Below are 17849 nucleotides of genomic sequence, written 5' to 3'. Positions count from 1 at the left end.
GTTAGAGTATAGTGAGTAAAATGAATCGTATCTACTCTATTGAAATACTCCGAGGGATAGCAGCTTGGTTAGTTGTTATGCATCACTATAACCAAGTTTTTTTTCGTTGGGATATGAGTAGTAGTATATTAGGAGATGCTTTTGGTTATTTTACTACACATTATGCAAAGTTGGGGGTAGATGTTTTTTTTGTTATTAGTGGCTTTATAATAACTTTAACTTCATTAAACACATCCTCCGCTGTCACATTTTTGTTAAAGCGTTATATCAGAATTGTTCCTGCATATTGGTTTTTTACTTTGGCATTAATACCTATGTGCTATATTCTTAGTCCTGAAAATGTATACACGGATTGGACTTTTTCGTCTCTTATAAAGTCTTTGTTATTCATACCACATGAAAACCCTTCCCGTTATCTTGGAGTTTTTCCTTTTCTGTCTGTTGGATGGACACTAAACTTTGAAATGTTTTTTTATTTGCTATTTGCAATATTCATTGCAAAGTTAGGGAGATATGCATCTCTTGTCATTATTCCTCTTTTGATAGTTCTCCCTTCTATTTGGCCTTTAGACTGGCCCTTTTCTATTATCGCCTCTAGTCCATACCTCTATGAGTTTGCCCTAGGTGTAATGCTTTGTCTTGTTTATTTATGCAGGCTTGAAGAACCTAATAAATTATGGGTGATATTAATATTATTGGTCACTGTGTTTTTCTTTGCTTTAGGCGGAGCTCAAGATTACAAGTTTATTTCTGTTCCTTTGTTAGTTTATTGGTGCCTCTCTATAAATAATGATTTTTCTAATACGGGGAAGAAAATAGCTACTTATTTGGGTAGTCGTTCATATTCAGTTTATTTATCTCACCCGTTAGTTCTATATATGCTCAATGAATATGGTCAGGGATTACTTAAAGAAAATGAGTTTTTATTCTTGATAATATATATACTTTCAATTCTGGTCCTTTCAGAATTTTCGGTTCGTATAGTTGAGTCAAACAGACTTGTGGATAAGATCAGAGGCAAAATAAATCATGCTCAATAAAGAATTTATTCCTTTCAACATTCCTTTGGTTACAGGTAAAGAGAGAGAGTACATAGATGTGGCTATTGGAAATAGAGACCTTTCTGGTGATGGAAATTATACAAAGAAATGTCACAGGTGGCTTGAGGAAAATTTTTTATGTCAAAAAGCTCTATTGACACCAAGTTGTACTGCCGCCTTAGAAATGGCTGCAATTTTGATTGATATACAACCTGGTGATGAGGTTATTATGCCAAGCTATACATTTGTTAGCACGGCAAATGCTTTTGTTTTACGAGGAGCGAAAATAGTATTCATAGACATTAACCCAGACACTATGAATATAGATGAGAATTTGATTGAACCTGCCATTACATCAAGAACTAAAGCTATTGTTCCTGTTCATTATGCTGGTGTCGCTTGTAAAATGGACGTGATTATGGACTTAGCTAAACAATATAATTTATTTGTTATTGAAGATGCCGCTCAAGGCGTAATGTCTACTTATAAAGGAAAGCCTCTAGGCACTATCGGACATATAGGGACATATAGTTTTCATGCTACAAAAAATTATACTAGTGGTGGTGAAGGTGGGGCGTTAATTATAAATGATAACTTCTTCGTAGAGCGTTCTGAAATAATAAGGGAAAAAGGAACTAATCGTAGTAGATTTCTAAAAGGGGTCGTTGATAAGTACACATGGGTAGATATTGGAAGTAGTTACTTGCCCTCTGAAATTCAAGCTGCATACTTATATGCTCAATTAGAATGCGCAGAAGAAGTAAACATATCTCGCTTATCTTCTTGGCGTCTTTACTTCAAATCTTTGAGCAAGTTGCAAGATAAAGGTGTAATTCGATTGCCTGTTATACCAGAATATTCCAAACACAACGCACATATGTTTTATATTAAGCTTAAAGATTCAAAAATTAGAGATGATTTGATAGATTTTTTGAAATCTAAAAATATATCATCCGCATTTCACTATGTTCCACTTCACAATAGCAATTATGGATGTCGAGTTGGTCGCTTTTTTTCTAAGGATATACATACGACAAGAGAAAGTGAGAGACTACTTCGATTGCCACTCTATAAAGATATAGATAAAAATGAAGTATTCACAGTATGCGAAAAAATATGCGAGTTCTTTAATGATTGAAATAAATTCTAGCCAAAGAAGATATTTTCTATTGTGTTCTATAGTTATATTGGCATTTTTAGTTTCTAGAATATTTCTCATTCATCTTGATATAGTAGAAAACTGGAAAGCATTTTACTATCAACCTATTGATGAATTTTATTATAACATATCAGCAATTGATTTTTTGTTTGGTAATGATAATAATGAATTAGCTCTGTCTTCATTGCCTTCAAGTATATTGTTCGGTGGTGGTATACATAACGTAATAAGCACCGTATTTTTATATATATTTGGTCTTGAATTGTATTCTATAAGGTTAGCATCTGTTTTTACCGCTTTGAGCATTGTTGTAATACTTACACTAGTTCTTAACAGGTATGTTAGTAGTAAATTTGTAAGAATTTTTTCCTTGTTATATTTATGTAGTGAAGCTAGTTTTTTATCAGCCTCTATAATATCAGAGTTTAGCCTTTCAAGAATGTTGGTTGTAATAACTTCATTTTGTATTGTATGTTGGGCGATACGCAAGAATTTGGTAAGTAATTATTTCGCCTTGGGTTTATCAACTAGTCTTTTAGTTTTCTTTTCTTATATTACCAACGTTTTTATTTTGTTAGCGGCATTTTTGTTAGTCACTTATATTGGTAAGAAGTCACGGTTTGTTATTGCTTATATTGTTGGTGTTATAATTGGAACTTTGTTTTTTGTTTATTTTAACTATTATTTCCTATCTGTTGATCTGATAAAAGAAGTTAGATTTTTAATAGATGGATTTGGCAGTAGAGTTACTGTTCCCTCTTCAGAAAGTTTTATATATAGGCTTTATAATAATTTTCTTAATTTTTTTGATGCTAACTTTTTTCGATTTAATCTGTTTTTCCTTGTCTATTCTACTTTTTCTATTTTTTCTCTGATCATTTTATTTAAAAGATTGGGGAATAATGAATATTTAATTGTATTAGTATTCATATTGTCCTTTGTATTGCAGTGTTTGTTTATTAATGATTTTCCATATAGAAAGTTAATTACTATTCTTCCTATTTTTATATTAGCAAATACTTTTTTCTTTGATTTCATATTGAAGTCAAAGGATCATCTCAGTAACTTGAAAATAATATTATTATTCTCTTTTACAGGTTTGTCTTTATTTGGTTGGATTTCTGCACCATTTTTTGTTTCTATTAATGATAAGTGGTTATATTTTGTATTGATTTTAATTTGTTTTGTGCTTTTTACTTTTGTAAAAAATAACATGTTGGTTTTTAAAATTAATTTATTAATTATGTTTATCATTCCAAATATATTTTGTTGGTATTCAATAGTTAACTATGATTCAAAGTATTCAAATTCAATTAAAGAAATGAAGGACTACATAGGGAATGATATTTTAGTGGGGGGCTTCTCATATGCTTATTCCGCTTCAGTTTCAAAACCACCCTTGGTAAATATATATCGCTATAAAAACCTTAAAGAAGAGTATCTAAAAGATATTTGCACCGTAGTGACACATTATCAAGATTCATATGATATATACTCTATTGGTGTCGGGGCAATTCATCCTACTTATAATGATTATAGATTTAAATCTCAAATTGTTCGCACTTGGAAAATTAATGAACCTAGTTCTGATAGAGATATTGCGCTATACAAAATTTCATTACTTGAACCATTTTGTTTGAATTCGAAGGTTACTGATGGCAAATAATCTACATATAAAGGAAATTGATAGTATTAGAGGATTCGCCGTTCTGGGCGTTTTGTTGTTTCATGCAGGTATATCATTATTTTCTGGTGGCTATGCCGGCGTTGATGTATTTTTTGTTTTAAGTGGTTTTCTTGTTTCTGAATCGATAATCAGGGTCATGAATAATGGCAAATTTTGTTTTGTAGATTTTTACTTAAGACGATTTAAAAGAATATATCCTGCGGCCATTACTACCCTGTTCTTAGCATTGATTTTTGGCCAGATGATACAACTTCCTGATGAGTTGATAGAGTTGAAGAATAGTGCTTTTTCATTCTTTACGTTATCTACAGAATATTGGGCTTCAGATTCAATTAATTATTTTGGTATTGCAGTTGAGTTTAAACCATTAATTCATTATTGGAGTCTTGCTATTGAGCTTAAATATTATCTAATTACTCCTCTCTTTTTGTTTATTGGATATCGATGTTGTTCAAGTAAGCAACTGTTTTTCATTTCTATTGGATTTCTATTATTCATATGCATACAAGTTTTTTATGTTACTAGCATACATCCATCAGATTATTACTTCTCTTTCTTTGCTAGAAGTTGGCAGTTTTTCTTAGGTGTATGCATTTGCTTGTATATTAATGCATTCAAATTTGATTGGGTAAAGGTATTAGGTAATCGAATTTTTCTTGTTCTTGGCTATTTAATTATTCTATTTTCTTATTTATTTTTTGATTCAGAGTCAAACTTTCCTGGTTTATTATCTTTAGTCCCTTGTCTAGGGGCATGTATTCTTATATTAAATGCTAAAGCTAATAAGGATAGAAGGCTAGGTATGTTTATGACGTTGTTATCTTGGCTTGGGGTAATATCATTTAGTCTTTATTTACTTCACCAACCTATTTTTGCTTACTATAAATTATTACTTGGTAAGAGTATTAATGTTGATGGTATTTTAATATCTATCTTGGCATCAGTTATAATTAGTGCTTTTTTATATTATTTTGTGGAAAGGCGCTTCAATAGTTATTCTATTTCATCAAAAAGTACATATGTATACTGTCTTTGTTTAAGTCTTTTTTCTGTTTATTTGATTTTTATTCATGACAATAAATTAGGTCCAGATTCTAAAGAATATGTAGCCTTTCGTCACGAAAATAATCCTCGTATTAATGAGTGTAGAGTAACAAATAAAATCATTAATCCTGATACTTTATGTAGATATGGAAATTTTGAAACAGGAAATAGGAAGTTTTTCTTATGGGGTGATAGCCATGCTGACCAATTAGTACTTCCTCTTTCTGAGAGTTTGACTCCTTACGGGGCTGGAATTGAAGAGGCTGCTATCGCTGGTTGTCCTCCAATACTCAATTATGTGTCTAGTAACCCTAAGCGTAAGTGTGAAGAAAACAATAAGTTGATATATAATTACTTAATTAACCAGCCTCATATTACAGATGTTATCCTTCATGCATTTTGGATTGGTTACTTTGATAATGATATAGGCTCTAAAAGTAATAATATGGATGAGCTTTTAGTTTCATTTTCGGATATGATTAAGAAGTTAGAATCTAATGGTAAAGCAGTACACGTTATGTATCAAATTCCTCAGTTGGAAATTGATCCACCATTATATCTAGCACGACGTGCTTTTTTAGATTCTTATTTCTCGATGCAGTTACCTACTCTGACTATGGAAGATTTTGAAAGTAAGTCTTTATTGTCAACACAATTTTTAGACTTAGCTTTGAGTAATGTAAGTATTAATGCAATCTACCCTAGCCAATTATTATATGATAAAGAAAAAGATGATTTTACTTTTATTTATGACGGAAGGATTCTGTATCGTGATAACAATCATCTTTCGTTGTCTGGAGGTAGATATATATCAGATAAAATAGCTGAGAGGCTCATTGAATATCAACATCAAGATTAATCTATATAAAATTTAGCTTGTGCATTGGTACATAGTTTTATATAAGCTCATAAATAAGACTAAAGCCTTTAAATGATGACTATATGGTGAATGAGATGCTACTATCATTTCATTTGCTATATTTAATAGTTTCGACGGTGTTGAAGTATGCTATCCCAACCATTAGTTTCAATTATTACACCTTGTTATAATCCTGGTGAGGATATTTTAGGTACTATCTCAAGTGTGCTTAATCAAACCTACAATAATTTTGAGTTATTGCTAATAGACGATAATTCTCCCGCTGAGAAACCTCTTGGTTTCAAAGAGTTAGTTCTTTCAGATAAGAGAATTAGATACATCGAACGGTCTTGGAACGCAGGCCCTGCTGTCACTAGAAATCGAGGTATTCACGAAGCAAAAGGGCGATTCATCGCTTTCCTTGATGCTGATGATGAGTGGCATCCTGATAAGTTGCAAGAACAAGTTTCATTTATGCTAGAGCATAATGTTGAGCTGTCTTATACCGCATATGAAGTGATTGATTCTCGAGGCAAAGTTTTGGGTTCTCGTATACCACCAGTTGAGCTTTCTTATCAGGATATATTACGTTCAAATCAGATTGGCTGCTTAACTGCTGTATATGATGCAAATAAACTAGGCAAAGTATATATGCCAAATATTATGAAACGGCAAGATATGGGGCTTTGGTTAAAGATTCTTAGAGAAGGTTATATCGCTAAAGGGATTTGTCGACCACTCGCGCGCTATCGTGTAGGAAATAAATCAGTATCTTCAAATAAGCTGACAGTGCTAAAGTATCAATGGAGAATCTATAGAGAGATAGAAAAGCTACCTCTTTTAAAGTCAGTTAAGTACTTTAGCCATTATGCCTATAGAGGTGTATCTCGAAAGGTTTAGTCCGAAATAAGAAGGGGCTACTTAGCCCCAAACCCTGTTAACATAGTTTTGATTGTTTTGATGACAATATTCATGTCAAGCCAGAAAGAAAGATGTTTAATATAGTATAGATCGTGGGCTAGTTTTTCCCTAGTGGAGTCAGTATCGTCAGCATAGCCTTGAACGGTTTGAGCCCATCCTGTTATCCCTGGTTTTACCATGTGTCTGTATCCGTAAAATGGAATTTCTTGTTCAAACTGTATAACAAAACTCTCTTGTTCAGGCCGTGGTCCGATTAATGACATCTCTCCCTTTAACACATTGAAAAATTGCGGAAGCTCATCAATGCGCACTTTCCTGATCACTTTGCCAACTCTTGTTACACGGGCCTGTTCTTCAGTTGCAAATTTATCTTCTGCATCTTTTGATTTAACGGTCATGCTACGAAATTTGTAGATTCTAAAAGCTTTCCCTCCTTGACCTACTCTTTCTTGAATAAACATTGCTGGCCCAGGGTTTTCAATTTTAATCAGAATAGCAGTAATAGCCATTATGGGCAGGGTTATTGGAAAAGAAGCTAGAATTAAAACCGATTCCCAAAGACGTTTAATCTTGTGGTAGATTGGGTTAGGTGTCAGAGTACCTATATAATTTTCTGATAGATGTAGGGTTTGAACTTTTCCTTCAACCATCTCCCTAATACTTTCGGAGTGGAAAACGGGAATATTGTTTATACTACAATCTGCTATGAATTTTTCTTGCTCTGCAGATAGTTTCCCGTGCAAGTCTACGACTAGTCCATCCTGAGCAGCTCTTAAATCTAAATTTTCTAAGATCTTTAACTCTAGACGTGCATGCTTAGCGTGAAGATTTTCAACACTAAAATTATCTATAGCTGTTAGTTTCATTTTATATTGTTCACCACGAAATATAGCAGAAACGTACATCCAGAGTAGGTGTAAAAGAAATCCATATATCAGGATCTCCCGAGAGTACTCAATTCTTAACAGTAGTATCAATGCCATAGCAAAAGCATATAATGACGCCAGAACTGGTAAGATATAGAATTTTCGATCGACTAACAAATAGTTGGTTATTTTGGGAATTGTTAATGATGCCCCTATATATGCTGTACTTATAATCCACATACTATTAACGACAGTGATTGGTAGCGTTGAGCGCCAACCAGTAAAAATGTGAATTAGTAATACGCTTCCAATAATGCCAATACCATGACAAATAATTGAGTTTTGAAATAGTCTTTTCACTTTTTTGCCCGTTTCTTTATCTATTCTTACAAGATTTGTTTTAGCACACGATCTGCCTTCACTCGCGTAATTTTACGCATCAGCTTTTGGACAACCTCAGGATAATCTTCCACTTTTTCTAGTTGTTTGTATGTACAGATGAGTTGAGTGTGTTGCAGAATATTCTCTACTTCTTGTTCGAACTGTTTAGTTAGGTGATGGTAGTGATCTTGAATGAGAATCGCGTTCTCTAAATCAAGTTTCCATGCACGTGGGTTTAGATTATTGCCAGTGATCAGCATGTATCGTTTATCTACCCAAATCCCTTTTAAGTGAAAGCTATTTTCATCGTGTTTCCAGAGATGGATAGAGAGTTTTCGTGCAGCAATATTTGCTTCATTTACTTTAGCAAACTGGCGAAGGTTACGTTCGTAAAGGTACGGCAATCCGCCGATGGTTTTAAATTCTTCTTCGGGAGCAATATAAAAGTCATTCGCGGTTTTATCACCAACAACAATGGTAACTTTTACACCACGTTTTATCGCTTTTTTTACTTCCTTTGCCACTGGTTTTGGGAAGTTAAAATATGGAGTACAAATGAAGACTTCATCTTTTGCCAATGCAATAAGCTGAGCGATGCCTTGGTTTAATCGGTTACGTTTTCGCCCTAGGCCAACAATTGGAGTAACGGCGACTTGATCTGGACTGATGCTTTCTGATGTAAACTGATAAGACGCTTTTGCTAGCGCCGCACGGAACTGGCGAATATCCGCTTTAATTTCTTTGGTTTCAGGCTTTGCAGGGCAGGCAAGGTTATTTACTGCTGGGTGAGCAACCATTTGCTCCTGAATAAATTGCACCATGCTATTAGCTAAAGAGGTATTGCGTAGCGAATGATAGCGATCAAAGCGGTATTTTTCTTTGTAGTTCAGGTAGATATTATTGAGGCTTGCACCACTGTATATTACCTGATCATCTATAATAAAGCCTTTTAAATGCAGCACACCAAACACTTCTCGACCACGAACCGGAATCCCATAAACAGGAACTGTATGTTGGTAGCGCTCAGAGAACTCTTTGTACATCGATGCGTTTGTTTTAGATGCTTCAACACCGATTAGGCCACGTTGTGCGCGGTGCCAATCAACACATACATTAATATCTAAACCAGGATTGCGTTGCTTAGCTTCGTAAAGCTCGGTCAATATTTCTCGACCGGCTTCGTCATCTTCAAGATAAAGTGCAACAAGGTAAATTCGTTTGCTGGCTTCTCGAATCGCTTGTATTAAGCGAGTTCTGAAATCTGACGCAGCGTACAACGTCTCAAATTGCGCGGGATCTTGCGCTAGAGTTGGAAGTTGTTCGAATAAATTCCTATTGCTGATCATGTTGGGTGGATTACCTTAACTAAAAGAGGACATCGGATATTAGCAAATCTAAACGGCCGTTTACCAGAAAAGCTGTGAATTTCAGGGATTCTGCTGCTGAAAATGCATTGGAATGAGACTTTTTCCACCGCTTATGTAGCGATTAAAGAGTTGTTTGAGGTGGTGTGGTAGCGCCTCGCTATCAGTCGTATGAAATCCATGCTGTTGATAAAAAGCCTCTAGGTGAGCATAAGCAAAGCAGTATGTTCTCTCATTCAAAATAGTGTTGCGACAATGGTTCATGAGCAGATGTCCAACACCGGTGCCTCGATGCGTTGGCACAACGAGCATTCCAGTTAACAGTTGTAGTTGTTCTAGAGGACGAAACCGAACCACTGCAACAATCATATTGTTTTCATACCCGACAATAGTCACTTCATTTTTTTTCGCTTTTGCTGAAGGGTAGTGCGTTTTATAAATTCGTGCGACTAGTGGAAGTTTTATTGGCTCTAGTGTCTGAAAGGTCAGCTTACTCATTCTCATTGGGCGACTATCTATTGTAGAATGAAGTCAGTTTAAATGACTTGATAAAACTGATGCAAACTCTCACTCAGGCCAGTTTGGCACCTTTCCACACTTTTTCTATCGAACAAACTTGTGATTATTTGATGGAAGTGTCTTCTATTGACGAACTTAAAGCGGCATTTCAGAACCCTGAATGGCTCACTATTCCGAAGCTTGTATTAGGAAAAGGCAGCAATATGTTGTTTACCCAGCACTTCGAAGGCGTTGTGTTGTTAAATCGCCTCTTGGGTAAATCTGTTGAAGAGTCAGAAACGCATTGGAAACTGCATGTTTCGGCTGGGGAAGATTGGCCTTCTTTCGTTCAGTGGTGTGTTGAGAAAGGTTACAATGGTTTAGAAAATTTGGCGCTAATTCCTGGCTGTGTCGGTTCTGCACCCATCCAAAACATAGGTGCTTATGGGGTGGAATTACAAGATGTGTGTGAGTATGTGGATGTATTGTGCCTCGAGTCTTATCGGATCATTCGATTGAATGCTGAAGAGTGTGAGTTTGGCTATCGCGACTCAATTTTTAAGCATCGACTCTACCAAAAAGCCGTGATTGTTGCTGTTGGTTTTCGTTTATCCAAAAGCTGGAATGCGAATGTCCAATATGGCCCGCTTAAGTCTTTTAAGCAAGATACGGTGACCGCGCGAGAGGTGTTTGAACGTGTCTGCCAGATCCGCCAAGACAAATTGCCAGATCCATCAGTAAACGGAAATGCCGGAAGTTTTTTTAAAAACCCTATTGTGGAAGAGTCGCACTATCAACGTCTTGCTCAGCAGTATCCAGATATTGTTGCCTATCCTGTTGCAAACGGCACGAAGCTAGCCGCAGGTTGGTTAATAGATCAATGTGGCTTAAAAGGAGAAATGTGTGGTGGGGCGCAGGTACACCCGAAGCAGGCATTAGTCATTGTCAATAAGTCGCAAGCAATTGCAGAGGATGTGGTCAGTCTAGCAGCTCTAGTTAGACAGCGAGTACTGGATAAATTCGGTGTGGAGTTGGAACATGAAGTGCGCTTTATGGGGGCAAGACATGAGACCAGCTTAGAGCGCATTTTAGGTAAGCCACTATGAAAGATCATAAGACTAAGCTGAGCTTACTCAAAGCTCTTTCCCAAGGAGGCTTTCACTCAGGTGAAGATCTCGGGGCAGAGCTTGGCATTTCTCGGGCGGCAGTTAGCAAACATATCAAGGGAATACAAGCTTGGGGTGTGGATGTATTTCGTGTTCAGGGCAAAGGTTATCAATTAGCTGAGCCCCTGCAGTTACTGGATGAACATACTCTACGAAATGGTGTTAATAAGCCACTCAGTCTTATACCGATCATTGACTCAACAAATCAGTACTTGCTGGAAAGAGTGGATGAGCTTGAATCGGGCTCGGTTTGTCTAGCAGAATACCAAGCTAAAGGGAGAGGACGGCGTGGTCGAGAATGGGTGTCGCCGTTTGGTTCGAACCTATATCTCTCAATGTTTTGGCGCTTGGATGCTGGTATGGCGGCAGCAATAGGGTTAAGCCTTGTTGTTGGTGTTGCAATTGTAGAAGCGTTGCAACAACAAGGAATTGAAGGCATAAAATTAAAGTGGCCCAATGATCTCTATTTTCAAGATCGAAAGTTAGCGGGAATTTTGGTTGAAATGTCTGGTCAAGCTGGCGGAGCTGCAAACTTAGTCATCGGAATGGGGATGAATTTAAAGATGCAGCAGAATACGTCGGGGATCACCCAACCATGGGCTAGCCTCAGTGAAGTGCTTGAAGAAAAAGAACTCGATCGCAATCAGCTTGCCATTTCAATGATTAATACACTTCAGATTGCTCTTGAAGATTATGAAGCCAAGGGAATGTCTGGTTTTGTTGAGCGCTGGAATCGGCTTGATAATTTTCTAGGAAGAAAAGTTAAGCTTATTATGGGTACACGCGAAGTTGTTGGCATTGAGCGCGGGATCAATGAGCAAGGAGCCGTGTTATTAGAAACAGAGATTGGGGTAGAGGCATACATCGGTGGTGAAATTTCACTACGCCAAAGCTGATTCTATTCGGTGGTTAACGCCAATGATGCTCTTTAGGTTTAAAGGGAATAATGTCAGCAGCTTCACACTCCTCCTGAAGTACATCACCATCTAAAGCACATCGAAAGCGGCCGATTTGTGCGGAAAGCTCCTGCATTAAAACAATATTGGTGTGGTTAGGGTTTTTACAGCGACTAACCACTCTATCAATGTGGCTTTGCTGGGCCCATAACCTGTCTTGCATTTCCTCAGATGCAGATAAAATCATCTCCTCACACATGTCCTTTTTAAATTGCTCAAAGGCTGCGGGATTGTGCTCAGCAAGTTCCATTAGTTCATCAAATGATGGCAGGGTTTGAGTTAATGGTGTCACACTCATAGCTGATTCCTTACATCCGGGTGATTAATTTATCAACAAGCTACTATAAGGATAAGAGATAAAATAGAGCAAAGTTTGAACGAAAATGGACTTTCTCAAATTTGAGAAATCTGTTTTGCTTGTGGAATAATGGGGATCGAATTACTTATTTTAGATTTCTTAAATAGAATCAGGGAGGTAATGATTAGAGGAGCAAAATTGAGTAGCTACAACGGCGCTCCCCTTCAATAATATGTTCGGTTCTGGTGATAGTGCATTCTTTACCTAATAGTTTTTGAAAAACATTTAACTCAGATTGGCATAAGCTTGGACATCGTTTTGCCGCTTTACAAATGGGGCAGTGATTTTCAATCAGCAGATAACCATTCTCTGTCTTTTCAAGCTCGGCCATATAGCCTTCTTGCTCTCGCAGTGATACTAAAACTTGCAATTTATCTTCTAAGTTAGGGCTACCAGCGATTGCTTTTTGGTATTGTTCAAGAGTTTTTACTTCCCGTTCTGCCGTTACCTTAGCAACCCCTTCTTTGCCAAATACAGACTCAATGGCATCAATCACTTGAATGGTAAGTTCACTATGACGATCAGCAAACTGAGCATGGCCTTTCTGGGTTAAAGACCAATGGCGGGTTGGACGGCCGACTTTTACTTTCACATCATGAAAAGCGAGAATGCCATCATCTTCAAGGCCCTGCAGGTGCTGACGAGCTCCCATAGTCGTCATTGATAGTTCTTCCGCTAACTGTTTTGCGGTAATGGCACCATCGCGTTTAATGGTTTGTAGTATCCTATCGACTGTTTTCATCACTTCCCTCTTTTATTTTCGTTATTATGTCGGAATGAGTTTATAAAGCAAAGAATTTACTATGTTGAACTTTATGGCTGATCAATTGACTTCGTCTTTTGATAACACTTTTTCGCAAAAATCTTCGCTAGTGTTAGTTTTGACTATGCTAAACTGTCGAGCAATGAAATTGAGTACTTGGTGTCAGCCAAGATTAGTGATGTTAAAGGATATAAAGTGAGCAACTATACTCAGCAAGTAACCAATCAAAATTACCCAGAACTGCCACAAAACTTCCCTCAAAGTAACGAAATTAATTTACGTGAGCTGTTTGATGCGCTTTGGGTAGGTAAGTGGACAATTATTGTTACCACAGTATTATTTGCAGTGAGCGCCATATGTTACTCATTATTTGCTCAGCAATGGTGGAGCTCAAAAGCAAAAGTGTCTCAATCTCAGCCTCAAGACATAGCTGCTTACCAGCAACAGGTTAAGCAATTTCAACCAGTTTTTGATATTTATCAAGAAGATGGCACGGTACTAGTAAGCGAAGAACTCAATGACTTGATGGATACCGAAGTATTATTTCAACGTTTTATTGATGGGCTTAATTCAACTAATAATAAAAAAGCATTTTTAGATGCAAGTTCTGAATTTCAGGTGTTTAAGCAGCAGCTGATAGAAAATACTGAAGGCAATGTGGAAGCTGAAAAAGAAGCGAATCGTAAGCTGTATGCTGAATGGTTTCAGAAAATTTTAGCTAGCGCGGTAGATAAAAAAGCAGAGTTTTCTCCTTACAACGTGAGTTTTCAAGCTACAACAAAAGAAAGTAGCTTTATTATGCTTTCAAAATATATGGGTGTTATTAAACAAAAAGCTCGTAATGATGCTTTAAATAACCTAGAAGCAATTGTGACAGCAAAAAAGCATGAACTCATACAGCAAAAACATATTTTAACTTCTCAAGCTAAAAATCGCTTACAGGTAGAAGTTGAGCGAGCTCAGTATGCATTAGATATTGCTGAGGCTGCTGGAGTAAATCAGCCAATTCAAACCAATTCAAACCAAGAAATTTTTTCGATTGACTTGGGAACTAAAGCTCTAGCAGCGAAAGTAAAGGCGCTAGAATCAGTGAAAAACTTAAGTGTTATTGAACCTCGTTTACAACAAATTGATGCTAAGCTTGATATGCTAAACAACTTGAAAGTTGATCGCTCAATTGATTTTCAAACTTTCCGCTTTTTGGAAAATGTTGAACCACCAATTTCTCGTGATAAACCCAAACGCGCTCTTATTGCTGTACTAGGTACACTTCTTGGAGGGATGTTGGGTGTGGCAATCGTGCTAATACGTTTTGCATTTCGACGTGAGGAAGATTAAGCATATAAACATATCAAGTTAAAGGGCTCTCTATAGAGCCCTTTTTTATTCTACTTTTTCGTTATCTACCTCACAAAAAAAAATGCGTTTGCCCTTGGGATCAACCTTTTTACCCCTCATATAGGTATCACAAGGCCTTATTGGCTGTTATCAAATCAAACATGGAAACTTTCAGGAGAGACGACCGATGAACATTCGTCCATTACATGACCGAGTTATCGTAGAGCGTAAAGAAGTAGAGTCTAAGTCTGCTGGTGGCATTGTGCTGACGGGTTCAGCCGCAGAAAAATCAACGCGTGGCGTCGTATTAGCTGTAGGTAAAGGCCGCATTCTGGAAAACGGTACAGTTTTGCCACTAGATGTAAAAGTGGGTGATACGGTTATCTTTGCTGAAGGCTATGGTACAAAAACTGAAAAAGTAGACGGTAAAGAAGTGTTAGTAATGTCTGAAAATGACATTCTGGCAATCGTAGAGTAATAGCAATCATTGAGTAATTTTTGCTCAGATTCAACTCCTAATCAAAAACAAAGAATTTAGAAAAGGAAACTAAAGATGGCTGCTAAAGACGTTAAATTTGGTAACGATGCACGTATTAAAATGCTAGAAGGTGTAAACGTTCTAGCTGACGCAGTAAAAGTAACACTAGGTCCTAAAGGCCGTAATGTAGTTCTAGATAAATCTTTCGGTGCACCAACAATTACTAAAGATGGTGTATCTGTAGCGCGCGAAATCGAACTTGAAGATAAGTTCCAAAACATGGGTGCGCAAATGGTAAAAGAAGTAGCGTCTCAAGCAAACGACGCTGCGGGTGACGGCACAACAACGGCAACTGTTCTTGCACAGGCTATCGTTAATGAAGGCCTTAAAGCAGTCGCTGCAGGCATGAACCCAATGGATCTTAAGCGTGGTATCGATAAAGCAGTGGTTGCAGCGGTTGAAGAGCTAAAAGCGCTATCTGTTCCATGTGCTGATACAACAGCGATTGCACAGGTTGGTACTATCTCTGCAAACTCTGACTCGACAGTAGGTAACATCATTGCTGAAGCGATGGAAAAAGTAGGCCGCGACGGCGTTATTACAGTTGAAGAAGGTCAGGCTCTACAAGACGAGCTAGACGTAGTAGAAGGCATGCAGTTCGACCGTGGTTACTTATCTCCTTACTTCATCAATAACCAAGAAGCTGGTTCTGTTGATCTAGAAAGCCCATTCATCCTACTAATCGATAAGAAAGTATCGAACATCCGTGAACTTCTTCCAACTCTGGAGGCGGTAGCGAAAGCATCTCGTCCACTTCTAATCATCGCTGAAGATGTAGAAGGCGAAGCGCTAGCGACCCTCGTTGTGAACAACATGCGTGGCATCGTGAAAGTAGCGGCTGTTAAAGCACCAGGCTTTGGTGACCGTCGTAAAGCAATGCTACAAGATATCGCTATCCTAACTGGCGGTACAGTGATTTCTGAAGAGATCGGTCTAGAGCTAGAGAAAGTAACTCTTGAAGATCTAGGTCAGGCGAAGCGCGTGACTATCACTAAAGAAAACTCAACCATCATCGATGGTGCGGGTGAAGAAGCAATGATCCAAGGTCGTGTTGCTCAAATCCGTCAGCAAATCGAAGAAGCGACTTCAGATTACGACAAAGAGAAACTGCAAGAGCGCGTAGCTAAACTGGCTGGCGGTGTTGCAGTGATCAAAGTTGGCGCAGCCACTGAAGTTGAAATGAAAGAGAAGAAAGACCGCGTTGAAGATGCACTTCATGCAACTCGCGCTGCGGTTGAAGAAGGTGTGGTTGCTGGTGGTGGTGTAGCACTTATTCGCGCAGCATCTAAAGTTGCTAACCTTGAAGGTGACAACGAAGAGCAAAATGTTGGTATCCGTGTAGCACTACGTGCAATGGAAGCGCCAATTCGTCAAATCACTAAGAACGCAGGTGATGAAGAGTCTGTTGTTGCTAACAACGTACGTGCTGGCGAAGGTAACTACGGTTACAACGCGGCAACTGGCGAATACGGTGACATGATCGAGATGGGTATTCTAGATCCAACTAAAGTAACTCGCTCTGCACTTCAATTTGCAGCATCAGTAGCGGGTCTGATGATCACAACTGAAGCGATGGTAACAGACTTACCACAGAAAGATGCGCCAGCTATGCCTGATATGGGCGGCATGGGTGGTATGGGCGGCATGGGCGGTATGATGTAATCCGCTTATCTCATTAGCGATGGGTTTAAACCTGACGCTATGAGTTTGTAACTCAGCCTTAAATCAAAACCAGAGTCTATTGGCTCTGGTTTTTTTGTTATTTAGAGAAAAGAAAAAGGCTTCCATTAGGAAGCCTTTATAAATCACTCAATGAGATTAAAGAATAAGGTCGCGAACTTCAGGATCTTTACGTTCTAGGTAATGTGTTGATTTAATGCGGCGAATCGTGCGGCAGCGACCACGAATCAATAATGTTTCTGTTGTTGCAATGTTGCCTTGGCGGCTGATGCCGTCCAGTAAATCGCCTTTGGTGATCCCTGTTGCAGAGAAAACTACATTATCACTGCGAGCCATATCATCCATTTTTAGCACCACGTTGGCTTGTACACCCATTTCTTCACAGCGTTTTAGCTCAGCAGCACCGTAGATGCGGTTTTCTTCGTTATCACCTTTTACTTCATGACGTGGAAGTAAGCGGCCGTGCATGTCGCCATCTAGCGCACGGATAACAGCGGCGGAGACTACACCTTCTGGTGCACCACCAATACAATACATCGCATCCACTTCGCTATCTGGCATGCAAGTTAAAATAGAGGCAGCAACATCGCCATCAGGCACGGCAAACACGCGAACACCCATTGCTTGCATTTGCGCGATCACTGCATCATGACGAGGCTTAGCTAGCGTGATCACCACGAGTGTATCGAGTGATTTATTCAATGCTTTGGCGATATTTTCCAAGTTTTCTTTCAATGGCTTATTAAGGTCGATGCAGCCTTTTGCTCCTGGGCCAACCACCAGTTTTTCCATGTACATGTCAGGCGCTTTAAGGAAGCTGCCTTTTTCTCCCGCGGCCAGTACAGCTAGAGCATTGGATTGCCCCATTGCCGTCATGCGAGTCCCTTCGATAGGGTCAACAGCAATATCAACTTCATCACCGCCAATACCGACGTTTTCACCGATGTAGAGCATTGGTGCGTCATCAATTTCCCCTTCGCCAATAACAATTTCACCGCTGATATCAGTTTTGTTCAGTAGTGTGCGCATAACTTCAACCGCAGCACCGTCAGCGGCATTTTTATCGCCCCGACCTAACCATTTATAACCAGCTAATGCTGCACCTTCTGTGACTCGAGAAAATGCCATTGCCAAATCGCGTTTCATGATGACTCCAATACATAGGTAATAGGGCTAAAAATCGACGCGATTCTAGCATATCAAAAAGGAAACGTTTGCTTTTTTACTGCAA

General features: G+C 38.2%; 16 protein-coding genes. 10 read left to right on the top strand and 6 right to left on the bottom strand.

Features of this window, described 5'->3' with window-relative positions:
* The first annotated feature begins 20 nt into the window (after nt 1-20).
* The 5 genes from ACQEXU_RS12640 to ACQEXU_RS12620 all read left to right on the top strand — a co-directional run bounded on the left by ACQEXU_RS12640 (nt 21) and on the right by ACQEXU_RS12620 (nt 6689).
* On the top strand, nt 21-1040 hold the full coding sequence (locus ACQEXU_RS12640; RefSeq protein ID WP_427011065.1) for an acyltransferase family protein: 1020 nt from the start codon (nt 21-23) through the stop codon (nt 1038-1040).
* Nucleotides 1030-2178, top strand: a complete 1149-nt coding sequence (gene rffA, locus ACQEXU_RS12635) for a dTDP-4-amino-4,6-dideoxygalactose transaminase (protein ID WP_427011064.1) — start codon at nt 1030-1032, stop codon at nt 2176-2178. The genes ACQEXU_RS12640 and rffA overlap by 11 nt, the downstream gene beginning before the upstream one ends.
* Nucleotides 2129-3865, top strand: coding sequence for a hypothetical protein (locus tag ACQEXU_RS12630; RefSeq protein WP_427011063.1), 1737 nt, complete (start codon nt 2129-2131; stop codon nt 3863-3865). The genes rffA and ACQEXU_RS12630 overlap by 50 nt, the downstream gene beginning before the upstream one ends.
* On the top strand, nt 3855-5789 hold the full coding sequence (locus ACQEXU_RS12625) for an acyltransferase family protein (RefSeq protein ID WP_427011062.1): 1935 nt from the start codon (nt 3855-3857) through the stop codon (nt 5787-5789). The genes ACQEXU_RS12630 and ACQEXU_RS12625 overlap by 11 nt, the downstream gene beginning before the upstream one ends.
* Before the next feature lie 147 nt (nt 5790-5936).
* On the top strand, nt 5937-6689 hold the full coding sequence (locus ACQEXU_RS12620; protein WP_427011061.1) for a glycosyltransferase family 2 protein: 753 nt from the start codon (nt 5937-5939) through the stop codon (nt 6687-6689).
* Between the two features lie 17 nt (nt 6690-6706).
* On the opposite strand, the gene ACQEXU_RS12615 is transcribed toward ACQEXU_RS12620, so the two are convergent.
* The 3 genes from ACQEXU_RS12615 to ACQEXU_RS12605 all read right to left on the bottom strand — a co-directional run bounded on the left by ACQEXU_RS12615 (nt 6707) and on the right by ACQEXU_RS12605 (nt 9819).
* Entirely contained in the window at nt 6707-7936 is a 1230-nt protein-coding gene (locus ACQEXU_RS12615) for an exopolysaccharide biosynthesis polyprenyl glycosylphosphotransferase (protein ID WP_427011060.1), read from the bottom strand.
* A gap of 26 nt (nt 7937-7962) precedes the next feature.
* The gene (pssA, locus tag ACQEXU_RS12610; protein ID WP_427011059.1) at nt 7963-9303 is read right to left on the bottom strand and encodes a CDP-diacylglycerol--serine O-phosphatidyltransferase; all 1341 of its coding nucleotides are present in this window, start codon (nt 9301-9303) and stop codon (nt 7963-7965) included.
* An 81-nt stretch (nt 9304-9384) separates the two neighbouring features.
* Entirely contained in the window at nt 9385-9819 is a 435-nt protein-coding gene (locus tag ACQEXU_RS12605) for a GNAT family N-acetyltransferase (RefSeq protein WP_427011121.1), read from the bottom strand.
* 59 nt (nt 9820-9878) lie between these two features.
* On the opposite strand from ACQEXU_RS12605, the gene murB reads away from it, so the two are divergent.
* Both murB and birA read left to right on the top strand, forming a co-directional pair.
* A complete protein-coding gene (gene murB, locus ACQEXU_RS12600) occupies nt 9879-10925 on the top strand; it encodes a UDP-N-acetylmuramate dehydrogenase (protein WP_427011058.1) in 1047 nt (348 codons plus the stop codon).
* Nucleotides 10922-11881: a bifunctional biotin--[acetyl-CoA-carboxylase] ligase/biotin operon repressor BirA gene (gene birA, locus ACQEXU_RS12595; RefSeq protein ID WP_427011057.1), complete on the top strand. Its 960-nt coding sequence runs from the start codon at nt 10922-10924 to the stop codon at nt 11879-11881. The genes murB and birA overlap by 4 nt, the downstream gene beginning before the upstream one ends.
* A 13-nt stretch (nt 11882-11894) precedes the next feature.
* Here birA and ACQEXU_RS12590 read toward each other — a convergent pair whose 3' ends face one another.
* Nucleotides 11895-12239: a DUF3135 domain-containing protein gene (locus ACQEXU_RS12590; RefSeq protein ID WP_367987896.1), complete on the bottom strand. Its 345-nt coding sequence runs from the start codon at nt 12237-12239 to the stop codon at nt 11895-11897.
* Between the two features lie 184 nt (nt 12240-12423).
* On the bottom strand, nt 12424-13041 hold the full coding sequence (locus tag ACQEXU_RS12585; RefSeq protein WP_427011056.1) for a helix-turn-helix transcriptional regulator: 618 nt from the start codon (nt 13039-13041) through the stop codon (nt 12424-12426).
* A gap of 216 nt (nt 13042-13257) precedes the next feature.
* On the opposite strand from ACQEXU_RS12585, the gene ACQEXU_RS12580 reads away from it, so the two are divergent.
* The 3 genes from ACQEXU_RS12580 to groL all read left to right on the top strand — a co-directional run bounded on the left by ACQEXU_RS12580 (nt 13258) and on the right by groL (nt 16600).
* Complete coding sequence (locus ACQEXU_RS12580; protein ID WP_427011120.1) at nt 13258-14400, top strand: LPS O-antigen chain length determinant protein WzzB; 1143 nt, start codon at nt 13258-13260, stop codon at nt 14398-14400.
* 187 nt (nt 14401-14587) lie between these two features.
* Nucleotides 14588-14878 (top strand): co-chaperone GroES, encoded by a 291-nt coding sequence (locus ACQEXU_RS12575; RefSeq protein WP_367987899.1) that lies wholly within the window; start codon nt 14588-14590, stop codon nt 14876-14878.
* A 75-nt stretch (nt 14879-14953) separates the two neighbouring features.
* Nucleotides 14954-16600 (top strand): chaperonin GroEL, encoded by a 1647-nt coding sequence (gene groL / locus ACQEXU_RS12570; protein ID WP_427011055.1) that lies wholly within the window; start codon nt 14954-14956, stop codon nt 16598-16600.
* Nucleotides 16601-16756: 156 nt separating this feature from the next.
* Here groL and glpX read toward each other — a convergent pair whose 3' ends face one another.
* On the bottom strand, nt 16757-17764 hold the full coding sequence (glpX, locus tag ACQEXU_RS12565; protein WP_367987903.1) for a class II fructose-bisphosphatase: 1008 nt from the start codon (nt 17762-17764) through the stop codon (nt 16757-16759).
* Between the last annotated feature and the right edge of the window lie 85 nt (nt 17765-17849).

This window comes from Vibrio sp. TRT 21S02 (assembly GCF_050113675.1).
Classification (GTDB): domain Bacteria; phylum Pseudomonadota; class Gammaproteobacteria; order Enterobacterales; family Vibrionaceae; genus Vibrio.
Note: the sequence above shows the minus strand (reverse complement) of the source record. Positions and strands in the feature narration are given on the sequence as shown.